Here is a 17,576-nt window from a genome sequence, read left to right as displayed (position 1 = left end):
TCTACCGTTACGGATAGGAGCAAGGGAATGTCCGCGCAGACCAATAGTGTATTCACCATTTCAGAAGCAAGGGAATCGAAGGTCCGCAAGCTGAGCGAGGTCTCGCACCTCAAGACCATGGACCACGCGACCGTATTGCCCTGGGACCAGGAGGTTGATCGCAGCCTGTACCCGAAGGACCCCGATCATCTGTGGATCAACGGCACTCGTTTCTGTGAAGGCCTGAGCGAGGCACAGAAGCTGGAACTGGCCTGGCTGGAAACCGGCCGTGACATCTCCATGTTCATCTGGCTGGAGCAGACTATTCCGCCGCTGTACATGGGTTATGTCACCCAATTCCACGATCGCATCTCCCAGGACCTGCAGGAGTACCTGATGATCTTCTCCAAGGAGGAGATCGTTCACACCCTGACCTTCAAGCGCTTCATGGGCAAGGCCGGCCTGCAATTGTGGAACCCGCCGGTGGGTCTCTACGAATTGCTGACCCAGACACTGCCGAAAATGGAGCCCGCGGTGGGCGTGCTGTTCACTCTGCTGATCGAGTGGGTCGCGGAAATGGGTGCGATGCACACGTCCCAGGGCCCGGGCATCGAACCTATGACCCGTACCATGTTCCGTGAGCATCATCATGACGAGGCCCGGCACATCGCCTTCGGTCGCTGGATCAGCGAGTCGTTCTTTGAAACGGCCAGCCCGGAGTCCATCGCCCAGGTGAAGGCCATGAGCCGCAGAATCATTCCGGCGTTGATCGACATGTTCACCTATAACCCGGAAATCGCCCGGCACACCTCGTTTGAGTTTCCGATCGCGGTGGATGACAAGGCGAAGATCGAGGAGGTCTGGCGCTCGGCCCACAATGCCCGGCTCAATGCCATGCGCTTTGCCGAGATCTACGCCTGGGTCGACAAGTTGGGGCTGCGCCAATGAGCCAGCCGTCCTGGGACGCGATCTTCGTCGGTGCCGGGATCACCAGCCTGGCCTGTGCGGCCATGCTGGTCAAACGTGACCCCGGGGTGCGCTTGCTGGTAGTCGACAAGCATATTGTTGTCGGCGGGTATGCCTCCACGTTCAGTCGGCCGAAACAGGACGCGGTGTTCGACTGCAGTCTGCATAAGCTCAGTGGCATGGCCGAGGGCGGCAACCTGATCCGTATCCTGCGTAATCTGGAGCTGGAAGAAACACTGGAGCTGGTCTATCCCCAGGACTACTTCTGCGCCTACCAGGACGGCATGGCGCTGCCGCTGGCCAATGACGCGGACGGTGTGCAACAGCTGTTGGTCGAGCGTTTTCCCCATCAGGCCGAGGCCATCGCGACCTTCTTCGAGCACGTTCGAACTTACGGGCGCAACGGCTACTACCAGTTCCAGATGCTGGACGGCACCTTTGAGCCGGACATGGCCCAGTTGCGTTTCGCGCATCGCAACCTGAAGCACAAGACCGTGCGTCAGGCGCTGCACGAGCTGTTCGACGATCCGTACCTGATCGAGATCCTGGCGGCACCGGGAATCTACGTCGGTGGCTACTCGGAAGACCTGGGCTACCTGTACTACCTGCATGTGGTGTACGCCACGCTCAACCGTGGCAACGCCTATGTCATGGGCTCCTCCCAGCACCTGTCCAATCTGCTGGCGCAGCGGATTGAACAGGCCGGTGGGCAGATCCTGCTCAGCACAGCTGTCGATAGGGTGCTCACCGATGGGCAAGGCAATGCCACGGGCGTCAGCACCAATCGTGGCGTATTCCATTCTTCGCGGGTGTACATCAACGCTTCACCGCACTACGCGGTGCAGTCGCTGTTCGCGGCGGATGTGGAGCTGGCGGCCACTCGGGAGAAGCTCACCGCGCTGAAACCGGCACGCTCGACCACCACGGTGTACCTGGTGACGGACCTGCCACCGGCGCAACTTGGCCTGCTGCATAGCGAATCGATGCTGTTCGCCGGTGATCCGGCGGCAGGCGCCGAGCTGCGCATGGCCGCCGAACGCAGCGGTTATGAGGCGGCGCTCAGTGAGCGGGCATTCTGGGAGATGTCGCCGATCGAGGTCACCAACTATCACGCTCTGGACCCGGCTGCGGGCCTGGTGGTGTGTATCAACGTGCTCGACTCGATCGCCCATTGGCCGCAGCGCCGCACAGCGCAATACCGCGCCAAGAAACAACGGGCCAGCGACACCCTGGTGGAGCGTCTGTTGAGCCAGGTGCCGGGGCTGCGCGGACATGTGCTGCATACCGAGGTTGCCACGCCCCACACCTATGTGCGCTTCACCAACAACACCGACGGTTCAGGTTATGGGGCGATGGTGGGTACCGATCTCAGCGGCCATGTATTCCATCACGGCTTCCCGGTGCAGGGCGTGCAGTTCCTCAGCGCCTGGGTGGCGGGTCCCAGTTACGAAGCGGCATTCGGTTATGCCGAGATGAAGGCCAGACAATGGAAGCGAGCATGAGCAAAAACGAGCAATCGACCGGTTGGCTGGGTGTCGCCATTTCCAGGTTGTTCATCCGGACAATGTTCCGCCAGGTACAAGGCTGGACGCGCGACGTGCCAAGTCGTGCGGCAGGCTTTGTCGAAGTCGCACGCGACGGCAGCCGGCTCGAGGGGGCGTCCCTGCGCACCACCGCCATGCACCCTCGGGGCGTGGTGCTCTTGTGCCATCCGTTCCTCAAGTACGGCATGCATTACTTTTTCGAGAACAAACTGGATCAGGCGTTTCTCGACCAGGGTTATCACGTGGTCGCCTTCAACTTCAAAGGCTTCGGCCGCAGCACCATCGGCGGCCACGCGTTTGCCGACGATGTGCTGGCGATTGCCCGGCGAGTGATCCGGGACAACCCCGGCCTGCCCATCCACCTGGTGGGCTGTTCGTTTGGCGGCTATCACCTGTCCCATGCCCTGGCGCGCGATACCACGCCCTTTACCTCGGCGGTGCTGGACAGTGTGCCGGTTTCGGTGCGCAGCTACTTCACCCGCGGACCGCTGCGACTCGCTATGCGCTGGATCAGCGGCAGCCGTCTGGCGGTCCCCACGGGGACCTGTGCCATTGATCACTCGTTGCAGGGCGTGCGCGATCTACCGATCGCCTATTTCTACGGGCTCAACGACCGGTTTATCCCGGCTGCCAGCGTGGCGGGGCTCAGCCTGGATTGCGAGGCGCTACATATGGTCGGTTTCGAGGGCTGTCGTCACTTGGAAATCCACAAGAAGCATCGGGACCGCTACTTCGAGGAAATCTTCGATTTCTTCAATCGTGCAGAAGCTCAAACACCCGTCGTGCCCGCGTAACAACGGCAAGGACCATCAGGCTAAAGGATGTAGATCATGGATGTTCAGCAGTCTTCAAACGGCAAATGGGTGCTGGTCAGTGGCGGCAGTCGTGGCATTGGACGCGCACTGGTCTCGGCCCTGGCACGGGAAGGGTATCAGGTCGCTTTCACCTACCAGTCCTCGGCCGACGCGGCTTTGCAACTGGAGCGGGAAGTGGCGGCCAGCGGTGGCTTGGCCCTTGGGCATGCCTGTGACGGGCGGAGCCACGGTTCGGTCGAGGCGGTGTGTGCACAGTTGGTGGAGACCCTCGGCGAGCCCTACGGCTTGATCAACAACATGGGGGTGACCGGCGATCAGCTGTTGCTGAAGTTCGATATCGAGCGTTACCGCGATGTGGTCGCGACCAACCTCGATTCGGCGGTGTATTTCAGTAAATGCCTGGCGCCGGCGATGGCCGCCGAGCGTCGCGGCAAGATCTTGCACATGTCCTCCGTCAGTGGGTTCAAGGGTAACAAGGGACAGTTGAGTTATTCAGCGACCAAGGCGGCGATGATCGGCATTACCAAGACCATGGCCCTGGAATTGGCGCGGTTCAAGATCAACGTCAACGCCATCGCCCCAGGTTTCATTGCCACGGAGATGGTCGAGCAGATCGCCGATCCGGTGCGCAAGTCGATCACCGACACCATCCCCCTCAAGCGCTTCGGTGAAGTGCGTGAAGTGGCGGCCTTGGCCAGCTTTCTGCTGTCGACCCAGGCCGACTACATCACCGGTCAGACATTCGTAATCGACGGCGGCCTGACGGTCTGATTCAGCTGTCCGGATCTGGCCGCAGAGCCTGGAGATGTAATGAGTCAAGAATACGATACCGTTTTCGTCGGCGCGGGCCTTGGCGCGCTGGCGAGTGCCAGCCTTATGGCGCAGCGCGGCCAGAAGGTACTGGTGGTGGAAAAGCACAATGTACCCGGTGGTTATGCCAGCAATTTTCGGCGCAAGGATTTCAACTTCGATGTTTCGCTGCATTCGTTCGACGGCGTGGTACGTGGCGCCGAGTCGTTCAATGTCATCGAGGCCTGTGGCGTGGCGGACAAAGTCGAGTTTCTTCATCACCCGACCCTGTATCGCTATCGCTCTCATGACATCGACATAACGGTTGGACACCGAGACCTGGAAGGTTACAAACGCGAGTTGTTCCGTTTCTTTCCCGAGGAAGTCGACAACATCAATCGCCTGTTTGCCGAGTCTCGGCGCAACTACAAGGACCTGTGCGGCTTTCTGTATTCGCGCAAACCTTTCTGGATGAGGTTGGTGGCCACGCCCATGATCTATCCGCGGGTGCTCAAGTATGGCCATGAAACGGTGGATCACTACTTCTCGCGTTTCACCTCCAACGAACGCTTGAAGGAAGTGCTGTCGGCGCAATGGAGCTACTACGGTCTACCGGCCAAGGACCTGGCGTTCGGGTACTTTTCCTATCCCTTTATCGACTATCTGGAGAACGGCGGCTATTCGATCAAGGGCGGCTCCCAGGCATTGTCCAATGCCCTGGTCGAAGTGATCGAGCAACATGGCGGCCGGGTCGAACTGGAGTCAGCGGTCAACCGGATCGTGATTGAACGCGGGCGAATCGGCGGCGTGGTAACGCGCAAGTCGGGCAGGGTCAAGGCGCGCAATGTCGTGGCCAATATTTCGCCCCATGCGGTCGTGGCACTGGCTGGCGAGCAGCACTTCGACGCCAGGTACCGTTCGCGACTGCGTCGGCTCAAGTTGTCGGTGTCCGGGTTTCAAGTCTACCTGGGGCTCGATTGCCCGCTGAGCGAGTTGGGAGTGGGCCCCGAGGAGTACATCCACTTCTTCGCCCCGCAGAAAACCCAGCGCGAACAGTTCGAGCATATCCAGGCCGGGGAGCTGCATGGCGACAACACCAGCTGGTCGATCAACTACTTCTCCAACGTCGATGCTTCGATGGTACCGGCCGGAAAGTCCAGCCTGGGCCTGTTCACGCTGACGGGCGCCAGCGAGTGGCACTCGCTGGGCAAGCTCGACTACAGGCGCAAGAAGCTTGAACTCACCGAGCTGCTGATCGCCAACGCCGAACGAGTCATTCCAGGCCTGAGTCGGCACATAGAGGTCTGCGAGAGCGGCTCGCCACGCACCATGACCAAGTTCACCCATAACCCGGAGGGCGCGATCTACGGCTTCGAGCAGAACACCCGACAATCCGGCCTGTTCAACCGTTTTCCGCAGAAATACCCGGTCAAGGGGCTGTACCAGGTCGGGGCCTGGACATTCCCGGGCGCAGGTTTCATCGGAACGATGTTGTCGGCGCGTTTGTTGGTCGACCGCTACTTCTGAGTGGCGACTTCCCCGTCAAACCAGATTTTTACGAGACGCACCATGACCTACGTAGTGACTGACAACTGCATTCAATGCCGCCACACCAGCTGCGTCGATATCTGCCCCACGGATGCTTTCCACCTGGGGCCCAACTTTATCGCCATCAACCCTCAGGAGTGCGTCGACTGTGGCCTGTGTCTGCCCGAGTGTCCGGAGGAGGCGATTCAGCCGGAGAACCAGCTCGATGACAGCAACCGGCATTTCATCGAACTCAACGCCGAGCTGGTCAAGCACTGGCCGGTGATCCTGCAGCGGATTGCGCCATTGGCGAACCATGAACACTGGAGCCGCAAGCCGAACAAGCTGCCCCACCTGATACGTGAGGCCGAGGCGGTCGATCCGACCCGCGACCACCACCTGGCCCATGCCTGATGCGCGACTGGAACCTTATCCATGCAAAGTTTTGATCGATTCAAGACCCTCGAAAGCGACACCTTTGACGTGATCGTGGTTGGCGCCGGCATCGGTGGCCTGACGGCTGCCGCGACCCTGGCCAATCGCGGCAAGCAGGTACTGGTGCTCGACATGCACTATGAAATGGGCGGCTGTGCCACGGTGTTCCACCGCAAGGGCAAGGACTATGAGTTCGACGTCGGCCTGCACTACATCGGTGACTGTGGCAAGCACGGTCTGATTCCGCGGATATTGCGGGGTGCAGGTATCAATGATGGTGAAATCAAATTCATCGAGCAGGACCCGGAGGGGTTCGAAACCCTGTGTTTTCCCGACTTCCAGTTCGCGGTTCCCCGTGGCTATGAACGCTTTCGCGAGAAGCTGCTGGAGGCGTTTCCCAAGGAGCGAGCGGGAATCAACCGCTACTTCAAGATGCTGCAGCAGGTCTGGGATTTCATGGGCATCCACTCGCGGCCGCTGACCGCGCTGTGGGTGCTGCCACGCTCCTGGATGCTGATGCGGCATGCCAAATCGACGGTGGCGCAGTTCCTCGACACCTGTACGCAGAATCAACGCCTTCGGGCCATCCTGACCGGGCAGCTGGGGGTCTATCACCAGCCGCCGAGCCGCGCGACCATGGCTGGCCATGCCGCGGTGGTCAACCACTTCCTGCAGGGTTCCTATTACCCCTCGGGTGGCGGCCAGATGTTCTCCGACAAGTTAGGCGAGGTGGTCGAGCGCAAGGGCGGCAAGATCCTCCTGCGATCCAGGGTCGAACGTATCCTGATCGAGAACGGTCGTGCCGTGGGCGTCGAGTTCAGCAACAAGCACTTGGGCAAGCGGGTGGTCAAGGCGGACGCGGTGATCTGCAACGCCGATATCAAGCAGGCCCTGCTTGGCCTGATTGGCCGTGAACACCTCAAACCACAGACCGTGCGTCGTGCCGAACAGTTCGAGATGTCACCGGCCATGGGCGTGGTCTATCTCGGCATCGACATGGACCTCAAGGCCATGGGCCTGAAGAACACCAACTACCGCATCTACCCTGGCTGCGATTATGAGAAGGCCTACCGCGAGGTGTTCGCTGGAGAGTTTCCCGAGGAGCCCCATCTGTTCATCGGTAACGCAACGATGAAAGACCCGGATAACCCGGCCATCGCCCCGCCAGGCATCTATAACCTGCAGCTTATGTCGGCGGTGCCTTCCACCCCGCAAAGCTGGGGCGTGACCCAGGCCGAACTGACGGATGGCAGCTACCGGACCAACCCTGTGTACCTGGCGAAGAAAGAGTGGTACGCCCGTCAGCTGATTGCCCTGGCTGAACGGGTGATTCCGGGAATGTCGGGCCACATCGTGTACCAGGAAGTCTCGACCCCATTTTCAGTGACGCGCTTTATCGGCTCCGAAGGGGGCACGTCCTACGGTCTGGCCTTTACCCCGAAGTACTTCCTGCACAACAGGCCAGGGGCCAAGACTGAAATCCGCAACCTGTACCTGTGCGGCGCATCGACCCGTACCGGGCATGGTATTTTTGGCGCCATGACTGGCGGGGTGGAAGCGGCCGCTGCGGTCTGCGGTCGTCACGTGCGCTACCAGGTGATGGACGTCGGCACCCGCGCCGAAGCGGCAACCAGCTGAGTACGCGGTCAAGGCGGGCCCTGCCGACGCGCCACGACGTCTATGGGGCTCACCGTGGCGCATTTGCATCAAGGAGCGATGGAATGGCAAACGAATACAACGTGGCGCTGATGATCGGTGCCGGGCTCAGTCTGCTGGCGGCCCTGATGCATGTCGGGGTGATCATGGGAGGGCCTTCCTGGTATCGCTTGTTTGGCGCTGGCGACCGCTTTGTGCGTGCGGCCCAGGCCGGTCGCCGGTTTCCCGCGGTGGTCACGACGGGGATTGCCCTGGTGCTCGCCGCATGGGCGGCGTATGCACTGTCCGGTGCCGGGGTGATCGATCCCTTGCCCCTGTTGCGCCCGGCATTGTGCGCGATCACCCTGGTCTACCTGCTGCGCGGCCTGTTGGGACCGTTCATGCTGGCAGGCACCGGGCGTAGTATTCGCTTCATCGTGATCAGCTCGGCGGTTTGCCTGGTCTATGGGCTGGTGCATCTGTTCGGCCTGGTGCAAGTATGGGATTCCCTTGCCTGAGCTATGCTTCTGTGGTCAGTCAGTGCCTGGAGTGATCACATGAACTCTCAGGGCATCGCGCTCAGTGAAGACGAACAAATTGAACTGAGTCGACGCATAAGGTCGGCCACGATCAGTCAGCGCGACGGTCGTCGGGCGTGGGTGATTCTACTGGCGGCTCAAGGCCGTTCGCGCAACGAGATTGCCCGGTTGACCGGTCTCTGCGTTGTGTCAGTCACGCGCTGGTGCAAGCGTTTTCGATGCGTGGCTGCACCACGCACTTGAGCGCCTGCCGACGGCTTCTTCGGTTGAGGATTACGAAGCTTTACTGCCCTGGAACTGCTAGCCGGTATCGCGTAGTCAAACGCGCCATCCATCTTGATGGCTGGCGGGGTTTACAGTGAGCTTAAAGAGTACGAACGGAGCGACGATCATGGAATACGACGACAAACTGATTGAAGAAGCCGTGCTGGCCCTGTTGGCAACCTTCAGTTTCGATAACGGCAATACTTGGAAAGGATTCGACTTCGAGACCATGAACCGATTGCATGAACAGGGTTTCATCAGTAATCCGGTGAACAAGAACAAATCGATTTGGTTAACGGCTGAAGGGCAGGAGCGAGGTCGGCAGATAGCCGACCGGTTGTTTGGGGTAAGAACTCAAGTGGAGCATGTATCTTGACCAGTAGGCACCATCGATAGACGGTACGTTCATGAATTCGCTGAACATTGTCATGTTGGCGAGATATTGAGTGAATGTAGCCGAAAAGAGTAATGGAAGAACATGACGCCAATTGCCGCGAGGAACCGAAGTAAATCGATTTCGTTTAGGCGGTTTTTAGTCATGGTGACAGCCAATTGGATGACCCTGATGCGTGATGAATATTTTGTTGTCAGGCGCGCATCCTACCGCCAGACCCAATGAAAGCGACGCCAAGTCTGCCTCTGCCGTAGACCGGTCATCGAGCGGTCACTTTTCCCGGAGAGAAACGATGGCCGAGACCGAGAAAGACTGCAACATCCCCGAATGCATTCTGTAGAGCGAGGCCTGCGGCGAACCCCGGGTCGACCGTCTGTGATGGGTACCAGGGGGGGGCGGCAACTGATAAGCCATTTCAATAGGGCTAAGGAAAAGTTCAAATTGCACAGCGGGGAAGGGGGTAGGTCGGAGTTGGCATCGAGAATCCTTCGTAGAGATCTACGATAGGGGCTGCTTCCTCCACCATCGTCACATGGTCGTCACGTGAGCCGAAATTCCTGCGATATTCCCTGAAAGCGCCAAAATCCGGCCTCGATTGGCATATTTACCAGGACAACAATCCGGTGCTCGCCAAACTCCCTGCCAACTCGTCATCACTTGCCATATGCAGCCGCGAAGAGCCGCAGCCCGTGCAGCCTCGACCAGCGTCTGTTCGACATGCTGGCAGCCAGGATCCTGTAAGCATGTGCCGTGCTCGACATCCATGTTTACGCAAGGTCGTAAGAATGGCCTTGTCTGGATTACTTGATTGACGTCAACCGCATGTGTCGACCTGCTCTGTATTCTGCGCTGAAACCGACTGTTGGTAGCCCAGCCCCGACAACTGATTGCCAGCGGTGCTCACCCTGAAGGCGATGTATTTGCGGTAGCGCGGATCGCTGGCATTCAGGCGGCAAAACACACGAGCGAGTTGATGCCCATGCTCTATCCGCTGTTTCTGACGTTGCATCTGTTTGCCGCGCTGATTTTCATCGGCACGGTGTTCTTCGAAGTCCTGTTCCTTGAAAGTATCCGCAAACAGCTGCCCGTCAAAGTCATGTTGCTGGTCGAGCAGGCTATCGGTCGACGCGCCCGCACCCTGATTCCATGGGTCTTGCTGGTGTTGTTCGGTGCCGGGTCGGGGATGGTCTGGCTGCGCTATTTACCGACCCTTGCCACACCAATGGCCTCATCGTTTGGCACATTGCTGATGGTGAAGATCGTAGTGGCCGTCAGCGTACTGCTGCATTTCCTGGTCGCCATGTTTTTGTTCAAAAGTGGCCGGATGAATGCTCGATACCTGCATTTCATCCATGGCAGCCTGTTCTGGCACATGGTTGTCATCGTGTTGTTGGCCAAGTGGATGTTCTACCTGACGTGGTGACTGGGCTTGCCTTAATGCCAGTCAGTTAAGACACGGAACCCTGTAGGAGCGAGCTTGCTCGCGAAAGCGGTATATCACGCGACATCAATGTTGACTGTGCTGCCGTCTTCGCGAGCAAGCTCGCTCCTACAAGGTTGCGCTTTGCGCGACTAGTACTTGGCTCGCGCTTGATGCAAATCAAGGAGCATTGATCGCCAGACTCCGACACTGGCGGTCCGCAGCCAGTCTCGGAGACTCGTTATGCTCAATTTATTTCACAGCCCCGGTGAGCCGAACGTCCGGTGCGATCAAGGCGTGCTCGACCCCAATTGCCATGTCGACACTGAAAAATTTCATGGCGGCATCGGCTCTCTGGATTTGCTTCGCGCATTGCGCGTCAGCCGTCAGAAGTGCCGTCCGCTATCGCTGAATGTGCAACTGCCTTCCAACCTCAAACCTGCCTTGTGGTCCCCTGCTCAGACTTCATGCGAGCACAGTGTTGTCGAACACTATCTTGAGCGCCTGCAACATGAGATCGACCTTGTCGGTTGTCATCTGGGAACCGGGCAGCGGATCGAGCAGTTCCATCTGGGGGGTGGAACACCCGCCATCGCCCACTTGAAGCGGCTGATGAATCACCTTCGTGGCCGATTCAACTTTCTTGGACATGAATGCGGTGACTACAGCATAGAAGTGGACCTTCACCATACGGATTGGTCGACCATGGGCATGCTGCGGGACCTGGAGTTCAATCATGTCAGCATCGGCGTTCCGGACATCGGTGCCGACAGTGCGATATCGGTGGCCTGCTACCAGAATCCGGCACCGATCCATTCGCTTATCGATGCCGCTCGTACCTTCGGTTATCGATCCGTCAATGTCGATCTGGGTTATGGCCATGCCTGGCAGACGCCAGAAAGTTTTGCGTTGAAACTGGCAACCATCATCGAACTGGAGCCGGATCGGCTGCTGGTATTTGATTATGCCCGGCCACCTCAACGCTATCGACCAAAGGCTGCGGACAACATCGGGGCGTTTTGCAGCGAGGAAAATAAAAGCGCCATGCGCCGGATCTGCTTTGAACAGTTGATCGGCGCCGGTTATCACTACATTGGCCTGGGGCAGTTTGTCCGGCCCGATGACGATTTGGCGATTGCTCAGGAGCGCGGCCGATTGTGTCGCAATTGTGAGGGGTTTACCCGTCACGGGCATTGCGACCATATCGGGTTCGGTTTGGGCGCTATCAGTCAGATCGACGGTTTGTATGCGCAAAACACCGACGAGCTGGAACGGTACCAGCAGCAACTGGACATGGGCCAATTGCCGACGAGTCGTGGCTGGCGCCGTGAGGCAGGGAACCAGGTCAGGCACAGGGTCATGGAACGCCTGGCGTGTGATCTGGAACTGGATATCCAGGCAATCGAGACGCGTCATGGACTCATTTTTCGCCAGTACTTTTTCACCGCCTGGCCTGTGCTGGAACAATTGAGCCGTGACGGATTGATTGAACTGTCTGACCGTTTCCTCAGTATTCTTCCGGCCGGTCGGCCGCACGTGGATGCCGTCTGCAAGCTGTTTGAAAAGGATTTTGGCATTGCAGGGCATGAACCCCATCGCGAATGGATCGATCATGACAACTTCATTTGATTTCAATCGCGCCCTGGTCGAAAAGTATGACCTCCCAGGGCCGCGCTATACCTCTTACCCGACCGCACCGCAGTTTCATCAGGCGTTCGCCGTCGATGACTATCAGCGTGCGGCCTCGGACAGCAACCAGGCGACAACGCCGAAATCGCTGTCGGTGTACATCCACATCCCGTTCTGCAAGAGCCTTTGTTACTACTGTGCCTGCAATAAAATCATTACGCAGAAAACCCATCGGGCCGTCGAATACCTGACGTACCTCAAGCGCGAAATCGTGATGCAGGCCGCGTTATTCGACAGCACGCGCAAACTCACGCAACTGCACCTGGGAGGTGGCACGCCGACCTATTTGACTGGCGAGCAACTGGCTGACCTGATGGACTGCCTGCACCAGGCGTTCGACATGGACGACAGCGATGATCATGAGTTTTCCATCGAGGTCGATCCGCGCACCATCAACACCGAGCAGATCCAGTCGCTGCGCCAACTGGGGTTCAATCGTCTGAGCTTCGGCGTGCAGGACTTCGATCCTGACGTGCAAGCCGCGGTCAATCGGCAACAAAGCGAAGAGCAGATCCATGCGCTGGTCGCGGCGGCGCGCGAGGCGCATTTCAAGTCGATCAGCGTCGATCTGATTTACGGCCTGCCACTGCAAACCGTGAACAGTTTCGACGTCACCCTCGGCAAGATCATCGCCCTGCGCCCGGACCGGATTGCCGCTTACAGCTACGCCCATTTACCCGAGCTGGTGCGCGCGCAACGGCTGATTCGTCCGGCGGACATGCCGCCACCGGAGCGCAAGCTGGAGTTGCTTGAATTGACCATCCGCCGGCTGACCGAGGCCGGTTATGTTTATATCGGCATGGATCACTTCGCCTTGCCGGACGACGAACTGGCGCTGGCCCGCACCCAGGGCACTCTGCAACGCAATTTCCAGGGCTACTCGACCCATGCCGATTGCGACTTGATCGGCCTGGGAGTGTCTTCGATCGGCAAGGTCGGCGACAGCTACAGCCAAAGCGTCAAGGAGCTTTCGCAGTACTACGCCCGTATCGATCAAGGGTTGCTGCCGGTGCATCGTGGTTATCGCTTGAGCGCCGATGATTTGCTGCGCCGCGAAGTGATCAGCGACCTGATGTGCCACGGCAGGATCGATTTCGCCAAGTTCGAAGCAGGTCATGGCATTTGCTTCACCGAGTATTTTGCCGATGCGCTGGCGCAACTGGACGAGCAGGTGCGTGACGGCCTCCTGCAGATTCACAGCGACGAGTTGGTGCTGTTGCCGCAAGGACATTTGATGATGCGCAGTGCCGCGATGGCTTTTGACGCTTACCTGGGCGAACAGCAAAAAGGCCGGTTTTCCCGCACCGTTTGAGGCTTCGGGCGCTCTGGCGCAAGGAATGTTATCGAGTTGATTTCAATCAAGGGCAGGGCGCGCAACGCTCCTTAACATGGCCGCAAGCCCCTTTGAAATCAGCGACTTCATGACAATCCATCAACCTTCGACACACGGCAACCTGCGCATCTGGGGCGTTGGGCTGGTGGTGATGGTCTTGCTGATGATCGCAGCGTTCGCGACGGTGCAGGCCAGGTCATACGGCGACATCGAGCAGCAGCGCATCGAGAAGGTCTTCCCGCAAACCGATTCGGTCTCCGCAGCCGAAGGCAAGTTCAAGGTACGCACGCTGTCCGCGGCCGGCAAGGTCATCGGTTATGTGTTCCAGAGCCTGGATGTGGTGGACATTCCGGCCTACTCGGGCAAACCCGTCAACACCCAGGTGATTCTCGACACTGCCGGGGTGATTCAGGACGCCTATGTGCTGGAGCACCACGAACCGATTCTGCTGATCGGCATCCCCGAAGAAAAACTCTACGGTTTCAGCGCCCGATACAAAGGGATCAAGGTCAGCCAACGGGTGGTCGTCGGCCATTCCAGCGACCCGAGCGCGGTCACCGTGGATGCCATCGCCGGCGCAACCGTCACCGCCATGGTGGTCAATGAGGTCATCATGCGTGCCGCCCATGAAGTGGCCGTATCGCTGAAACTGATCGAGGACAGGGGTGGGGTGGTGAACAGGCCCGCCATCGTGCGCCAGGACTTTTTCGAGCCCGCCACCTGGGAGCAACTGATGGGCAACGGCGCCATTCGCCGGTTGAACCTGACTCGTGGGCAGGTTGATGCAGCCTTCAAGGGCACCGAAGCCGAAGGCGTCGACAACGCCGGCCCGGATCAAGTCGATGACACCTTTATCGAGCTGTACACCGCTGACTTGAACCCTCCGACCATTGGCCGCGCGCTGCTGGGCGACAATCAATATCGCTTCCTCATGCAGGAACTCAAACCCGGCGAGCAGGCCATCGTGGTGCTGGGTCGTGGGCTGTTTTCCTATAAAGGCTCGGGTTATGTGCGCGGCGGGATTTTCGATCGGGTGCAATTGCGCCAGTTCGGCAACGTCATCAGCTTTCGCGACATGGACCATCAGCGGCTCTCCGACGTGTTTGCCAAGGGCATGCCCGAGTTCACTGAAATGTCGGTGTTCATTGTGCGCAAGCCGGCGGGGTTCGACCCGGGATCGCCCTGGAACCTGGAGCTCCTGGTGCGGCGTCAGACGGGACCGGTCAGCGGCACCTTCAGCAGTTTCGAACTGCCTTATCAACTGCCCGAGGCCTACCTTGAGCGACCCGCGCCCAGTGCCGAAGAACAAGCGGCCATCGAGGAAGCCAGCCGGCCGATGTGGCTGACCATCTGGTACCAGAAACACTTCCAGATCGCCGTCCTCGCGAGTGCGTTGTTGCTGCTGACGGCCATCCTGTTCCTGCAAGACAAACTCGCCCGCCGGCCACGCTTTCTGCACTGGCTGCGTCGTGGTTACCTGCTCTTTACCGTGGTCTTTCTGGGCTGGTATGCCTTGGGGCAATTGTCGGTGGTCAATGTCCTGACCTTTGTGCATGCGCTGTTCGAGCACTTTCGCTGGGAGCTGTTTCTCACCGATCCGCTGATCTTCATGCTCTGGGTTTTCACCGCCGCGAGCATCCTGCTGTGGGGCCGTGGCGTGTTCTGCGGCTGGCTGTGCCCGTTTGGCGCCTTGCAAGAGTTGATCAACGAAGCCGCGCGCAAATTGAAAATTCCCCAGTACGAATTGCCGTTCGCGGTGCATGAGCGGCTGTGGGCGATCAAATACATCATTTTGCTGCTGCTTTTCGGCATCTCCCTGGAATCGATGTCCACCGCCGAGCTGTTCGCCGAGGTGGAACCCTTCAAAACCGCCATCACCCTCAAGTTCGACCGCCAGTGGTGGTTCGTGCTCTACGCGGTAGCGCTGCTGGTCATCAATATTTTCACGCGCAAAGTCTATTGCCGCTACATCTGCCCCTTGGGCGCGGCACTGGCAATCCCGACCAAATTGCGCCTGTTCGACTGGCTCAAACGCCGCAAGGAATGCGGCAGCCCCTGCCGGTTGTGCGCCAAGGAATGCGAGATCCAGGCTATTCATCCAGATGGCCGGATCAATGCCAACGAGTGTCACTACTGCCTCGATTGCCAGATGACCTACCACAACGAAGACAAATGCCCGCCGCTGATCAACAAGCGCAAGAAGCGCGGCAAATCGGCACCCGTGGCGGTGCAACTGATACCTGTCGTGCAAGTGCCGGCGGCTGAATGAAGCTCGCGAGCGCATGTGCGCAGTGACCGTTTTATCCCTTCAAGGAGTACGCGACATGACTGACACAGAATCCACTAAACCGGTGCCGGAAGAAGAACGGACGGGGCTCAGCCGTCGCGGTTTTCTGGGCAGCAGCGCCGTCACCGGTGCGGTGCTGGCGGGTGCCACGACGTTGGGCGGCACAGTGTTCAGCCGCGAGTCCTGGGCGGCAGCGGTCAAGGATGCGCAGGCGAAAATCCACGTCGGCCCCGGTGAGCTGGACGAATACTACGGCTTCTGGAGCGGTGGCCATCAGGGCGAAGTGCGGGTGCTGGGTGTGCCGTCGATGCGCGAGTTGATGCGTATTCCGGTGTTCAACGTCGACTCGGCCACCGGTTGGGGCCTGACCAACGAAAGCAAGCGGATCCTGGGCGACAGTGCAAAGTTTCAGAATGGCGATTGCCATCACCCGCATATCTCCATGACCGATGGCAAGTACGACGGCAAGTACCTGTTCATCAACGACAAGGCCAACTCTCGGGTCGCGCGCATCCGCCTGGACATCATGAAGTGCGACAAGATACTCACGGTGCCGAACGTGCAGGCCATTCACGGCCTGCGTCTGCAAAAAGTGCCTTACACCAGGTACGTGTTCGCCAATGCCGAATTCGTCATCCCGCACCCCAATGACGGTCGCACGTTCGATCTGCAAGACAAGAACAGCTTCACAATGTTCAACGCCATCGATGCCGAAAAAATGGAGATGGCCTTCCAGGTGATTGTCGACGGCAACCTGGACAACTCCGACGCCGATTACACCGGCAAGTACGCCGCGTCCACCTGCTACAACTCGGAGAAGGCTTACGACCTTGGCGGCATGATGCGCAACGAGCGCGACTGGGTCGTGGTGTTCAACATCCCGCGCATCGAGGCCGCGATCAAGGCCGGCAGGTTCATCACCCTGGAAGACTCGAAAGTGCCGGTGGTCGACGGTCGTAGAACCGATGGCAAGGACTCCGAATTCACTCGCTATATCCCGGTGCCGAAGAACCCCCATGGCCTCAACACCTCATCCGATGGCAAGTACTTCATTGCCAACGGCAAGCTGTCGCCAACGGTATCGATGATTGCCATCGACCGGCTGGACGACTTGTTCGCCGATAAATTCAAGGACCCGCGCGAGGTCATCGTCGCCGAGCCGGAACTGGGCCTGGGGCCTTTGCACACCACCTTCGACGGTCGCGGAAATGCCTACACCACGCTGTTCATCGACAGTCAGGTGGTGAAGTGGAACATGGAGGAAGCGATACGTGCCTACAAGGGCGAGAAGGTCAATTACATCAAGCAGAAGCTCGACGTGCAGTACCAGCCTGGCCATAACCACGCCTCGCTGACCGAAACCAGTGAAGCGGATGGCAAGTGGCTGGTGGTGTTGTGCAAATTCTCCAAGGACCGCTTCCTGCCGACCGGGCCGCTGCACCCGGAAAATGACCAGTTGATCGATATTTCCGGCGAAGAGATGAAGCTGGTGCATGACGGCCCTGCCTTTGCCGAACCTCACGATTGCATCCTCGCGCGCCGGGACCAGATCAAGACCCAGAAGATCTGGAACCGCAACGACCCGTTCTTTGCCGCCACCGTGGAGCAGGCCAAGAAAGACGGGATCAACCTGGAGACCGACAACAAGGTCATCCGCGACGGCAATCATGTGCGGGTCTACATGACCTCCATGGCGCCGGCCTATGGTTTGACCGAGTTCACCGTCAAGCAGGGCAACGAGGTCACCGTGACCATCACCAACATCGACCAGATTGAAGACGTGACCCACGGTTTTGTCATGACCAATCATGGCGCCAGTATGGAAATCAGCCCACAACAAACCTCGTCCATCACCTTTACCGCCGACAAGGCCGGCCTGCATTGGTACTACTGCAGCTGGTTCTGCCATGCGCTGCACATGGAAATGGTCGGCCGCATGAAGGTCGAGCGGGCCTGACAG

The 17,576-nt window shown here is 58.9% G+C and carries 14 protein-coding genes and 2 pseudogenes; all 16 read left to right on the top strand.

The window, feature by feature from the left end:
* The first annotated feature begins 27 nt into the window (after nucleotides 1-27).
* The 16 genes and pseudogenes from KGA81_RS07050 (at nucleotide 28) to nosZ (ending at nucleotide 17,573) form a co-directional block, all read left to right on the top strand.
* Nucleotides 28-927: a diiron oxygenase gene (locus KGA81_RS07050; RefSeq protein ID WP_223545173.1), complete on the top strand. Its 900-nt coding sequence runs from the start codon at nucleotides 28-30 to the stop codon at nucleotides 925-927.
* Nucleotides 924-2,447 (top strand): phytoene desaturase family protein, encoded by a 1,524-nt coding sequence (locus KGA81_RS07045; RefSeq protein ID WP_223545172.1) that lies wholly within the window; start codon nucleotides 924-926, stop codon nucleotides 2,445-2,447. The genes KGA81_RS07050 and KGA81_RS07045 overlap by 4 nt, the downstream gene beginning before the upstream one ends.
* Complete coding sequence (locus KGA81_RS07040; RefSeq protein WP_223545171.1) at nucleotides 2,444-3,283, top strand: alpha/beta hydrolase; 840 nt, start codon at nucleotides 2,444-2,446, stop codon at nucleotides 3,281-3,283. The genes KGA81_RS07045 and KGA81_RS07040 overlap by 4 nt, the downstream gene beginning before the upstream one ends.
* 36 nt (nucleotides 3,284-3,319) lie before the next feature.
* Complete coding sequence (locus tag KGA81_RS07035; RefSeq protein WP_223545170.1) at nucleotides 3,320-4,075, top strand: SDR family NAD(P)-dependent oxidoreductase; 756 nt, start codon at nucleotides 3,320-3,322, stop codon at nucleotides 4,073-4,075.
* 39 nt (nucleotides 4,076-4,114) lie between these two features.
* Nucleotides 4,115-5,620, top strand: coding sequence for a phytoene desaturase family protein (locus KGA81_RS07030; protein ID WP_223545169.1), 1,506 nt, complete (start codon nucleotides 4,115-4,117; stop codon nucleotides 5,618-5,620).
* Between the two features lie 42 nt (nucleotides 5,621-5,662).
* On the top strand, nucleotides 5,663-6,034 hold the full coding sequence (gene fdxA / locus KGA81_RS07025; RefSeq protein ID WP_223545168.1) for a ferredoxin FdxA: 372 nt from the start codon (nucleotides 5,663-5,665) through the stop codon (nucleotides 6,032-6,034).
* Nucleotides 6,035-6,055: 21 nt separating this feature from the next.
* The gene (locus KGA81_RS07020; protein WP_223545167.1) at nucleotides 6,056-7,693 is read left to right on the top strand and encodes a phytoene desaturase family protein; all 1,638 of its coding nucleotides are present in this window, start codon (nucleotides 6,056-6,058) and stop codon (nucleotides 7,691-7,693) included.
* 83 nt (nucleotides 7,694-7,776) lie between these two features.
* The gene (locus KGA81_RS07015; RefSeq protein ID WP_223545166.1) at nucleotides 7,777-8,208 is read left to right on the top strand and encodes a hypothetical protein; all 432 of its coding nucleotides are present in this window, start codon (nucleotides 7,777-7,779) and stop codon (nucleotides 8,206-8,208) included.
* A gap of 39 nt (nucleotides 8,209-8,247) precedes the next feature.
* A pseudogene (locus tag KGA81_RS07010) lies at nucleotides 8,248-8,448 on the top strand (helix-turn-helix domain-containing protein); the annotation flags it as partial.
* 4 nt (nucleotides 8,449-8,452) lie between these two features.
* A pseudogene (locus KGA81_RS07005) lies at nucleotides 8,453-8,533 on the top strand (transposase domain-containing protein); the annotation flags it as partial.
* Nucleotides 8,534-8,620: 87 nt separating this feature from the next.
* Nucleotides 8,621-8,869 (top strand): DUF6429 family protein, encoded by a 249-nt coding sequence (locus KGA81_RS07000; protein WP_223545165.1) that lies wholly within the window; start codon nucleotides 8,621-8,623, stop codon nucleotides 8,867-8,869.
* Nucleotides 8,870-9,749: 880 nt separating this feature from the next.
* A complete protein-coding gene (locus KGA81_RS06995; protein ID WP_223545164.1) occupies nucleotides 9,750-10,310 on the top strand; it encodes a cyclic pyranopterin monophosphate synthase MoaC in 561 nt (186 codons plus the stop codon).
* Between the two features lie 240 nt (nucleotides 10,311-10,550).
* Nucleotides 10,551-11,936, top strand: a complete 1,386-nt coding sequence (locus KGA81_RS06990) for a coproporphyrinogen III oxidase (protein ID WP_223545163.1) — start codon at nucleotides 10,551-10,553, stop codon at nucleotides 11,934-11,936.
* Nucleotides 11,920-13,308, top strand: coding sequence for an oxygen-independent coproporphyrinogen III oxidase (hemN, locus tag KGA81_RS06985; protein ID WP_223545162.1), 1,389 nt, complete (start codon nucleotides 11,920-11,922; stop codon nucleotides 13,306-13,308). Before KGA81_RS06990 ends, hemN begins: the two co-directional genes overlap by 17 nt.
* Nucleotides 13,309-13,384: 76 nt before the next feature.
* Entirely contained in the window at nucleotides 13,385-15,598 is a 2,214-nt protein-coding gene (nosR, locus tag KGA81_RS06980; RefSeq protein WP_223545161.1) for a transcriptional regulator NosR, read from the top strand.
* Between the two features lie 55 nt (nucleotides 15,599-15,653).
* Nucleotides 15,654-17,573, top strand: coding sequence for a TAT-dependent nitrous-oxide reductase (gene nosZ / locus KGA81_RS06975; protein WP_223545160.1), 1,920 nt, complete (start codon nucleotides 15,654-15,656; stop codon nucleotides 17,571-17,573).
* The last annotated feature ends 3 nt before the right edge of the window (nucleotides 17,574-17,576 follow it).

It is taken from the genome of Pseudomonas sp. A-B-19 (genome assembly GCF_019947515.1).
Taxonomy (GTDB): domain Bacteria; phylum Pseudomonadota; class Gammaproteobacteria; order Pseudomonadales; family Pseudomonadaceae; genus Aquipseudomonas.
This window is presented reverse-complemented; position numbering and strand designations above follow the sequence as displayed.

What these genes read in the sequence shown, in the direction of transcription:
- nosR (WP_223545161.1), top strand. Translation starts at nt 13,385, where the DNA reads ATGGCCGCAAGCCCCTTTGAAATCAGCGACTTCATGACAATCCATCAA.
- KGA81_RS07030 (WP_223545169.1), top strand. Translation starts at nt 4,115, where the DNA reads ATGAGTCAAGAATACGATACCGTTTTCGTCGGCGCGGGCCTTGGCGCG.
- KGA81_RS07045 (WP_223545172.1), top strand. Translation starts at nt 924, where the DNA reads ATGAGCCAGCCGTCCTGGGACGCGATCTTCGTCGGTGCCGGGATCACC.
- nosZ (WP_223545160.1), top strand. Translation starts at nt 15,654, where the DNA reads ATGACTGACACAGAATCCACTAAACCGGTGCCGGAAGAAGAACGGACG.
- fdxA (WP_223545168.1), top strand. Translation starts at nt 5,663, where the DNA reads ATGACCTACGTAGTGACTGACAACTGCATTCAATGCCGCCACACCAGC.
- KGA81_RS07050 (WP_223545173.1), top strand. Translation starts at nt 28, where the DNA reads ATGTCCGCGCAGACCAATAGTGTATTCACCATTTCAGAAGCAAGGGAA.
- hemN (WP_223545162.1), top strand. Translation starts at nt 11,920, where the DNA reads ATGACAACTTCATTTGATTTCAATCGCGCCCTGGTCGAAAAGTATGAC.
- KGA81_RS07015 (WP_223545166.1), top strand. Translation starts at nt 7,777, where the DNA reads ATGGCAAACGAATACAACGTGGCGCTGATGATCGGTGCCGGGCTCAGT.
- KGA81_RS07020 (WP_223545167.1), top strand. Translation starts at nt 6,056, where the DNA reads ATGCAAAGTTTTGATCGATTCAAGACCCTCGAAAGCGACACCTTTGAC.
- KGA81_RS07040 (WP_223545171.1), top strand. Translation starts at nt 2,444, where the DNA reads ATGAGCAAAAACGAGCAATCGACCGGTTGGCTGGGTGTCGCCATTTCC.
- KGA81_RS07000 (WP_223545165.1), top strand. Translation starts at nt 8,621, where the DNA reads ATGGAATACGACGACAAACTGATTGAAGAAGCCGTGCTGGCCCTGTTG.
- KGA81_RS06990 (WP_223545163.1), top strand. Translation starts at nt 10,551, where the DNA reads ATGCTCAATTTATTTCACAGCCCCGGTGAGCCGAACGTCCGGTGCGAT.
- KGA81_RS07035 (WP_223545170.1), top strand. Translation starts at nt 3,320, where the DNA reads ATGGATGTTCAGCAGTCTTCAAACGGCAAATGGGTGCTGGTCAGTGGC.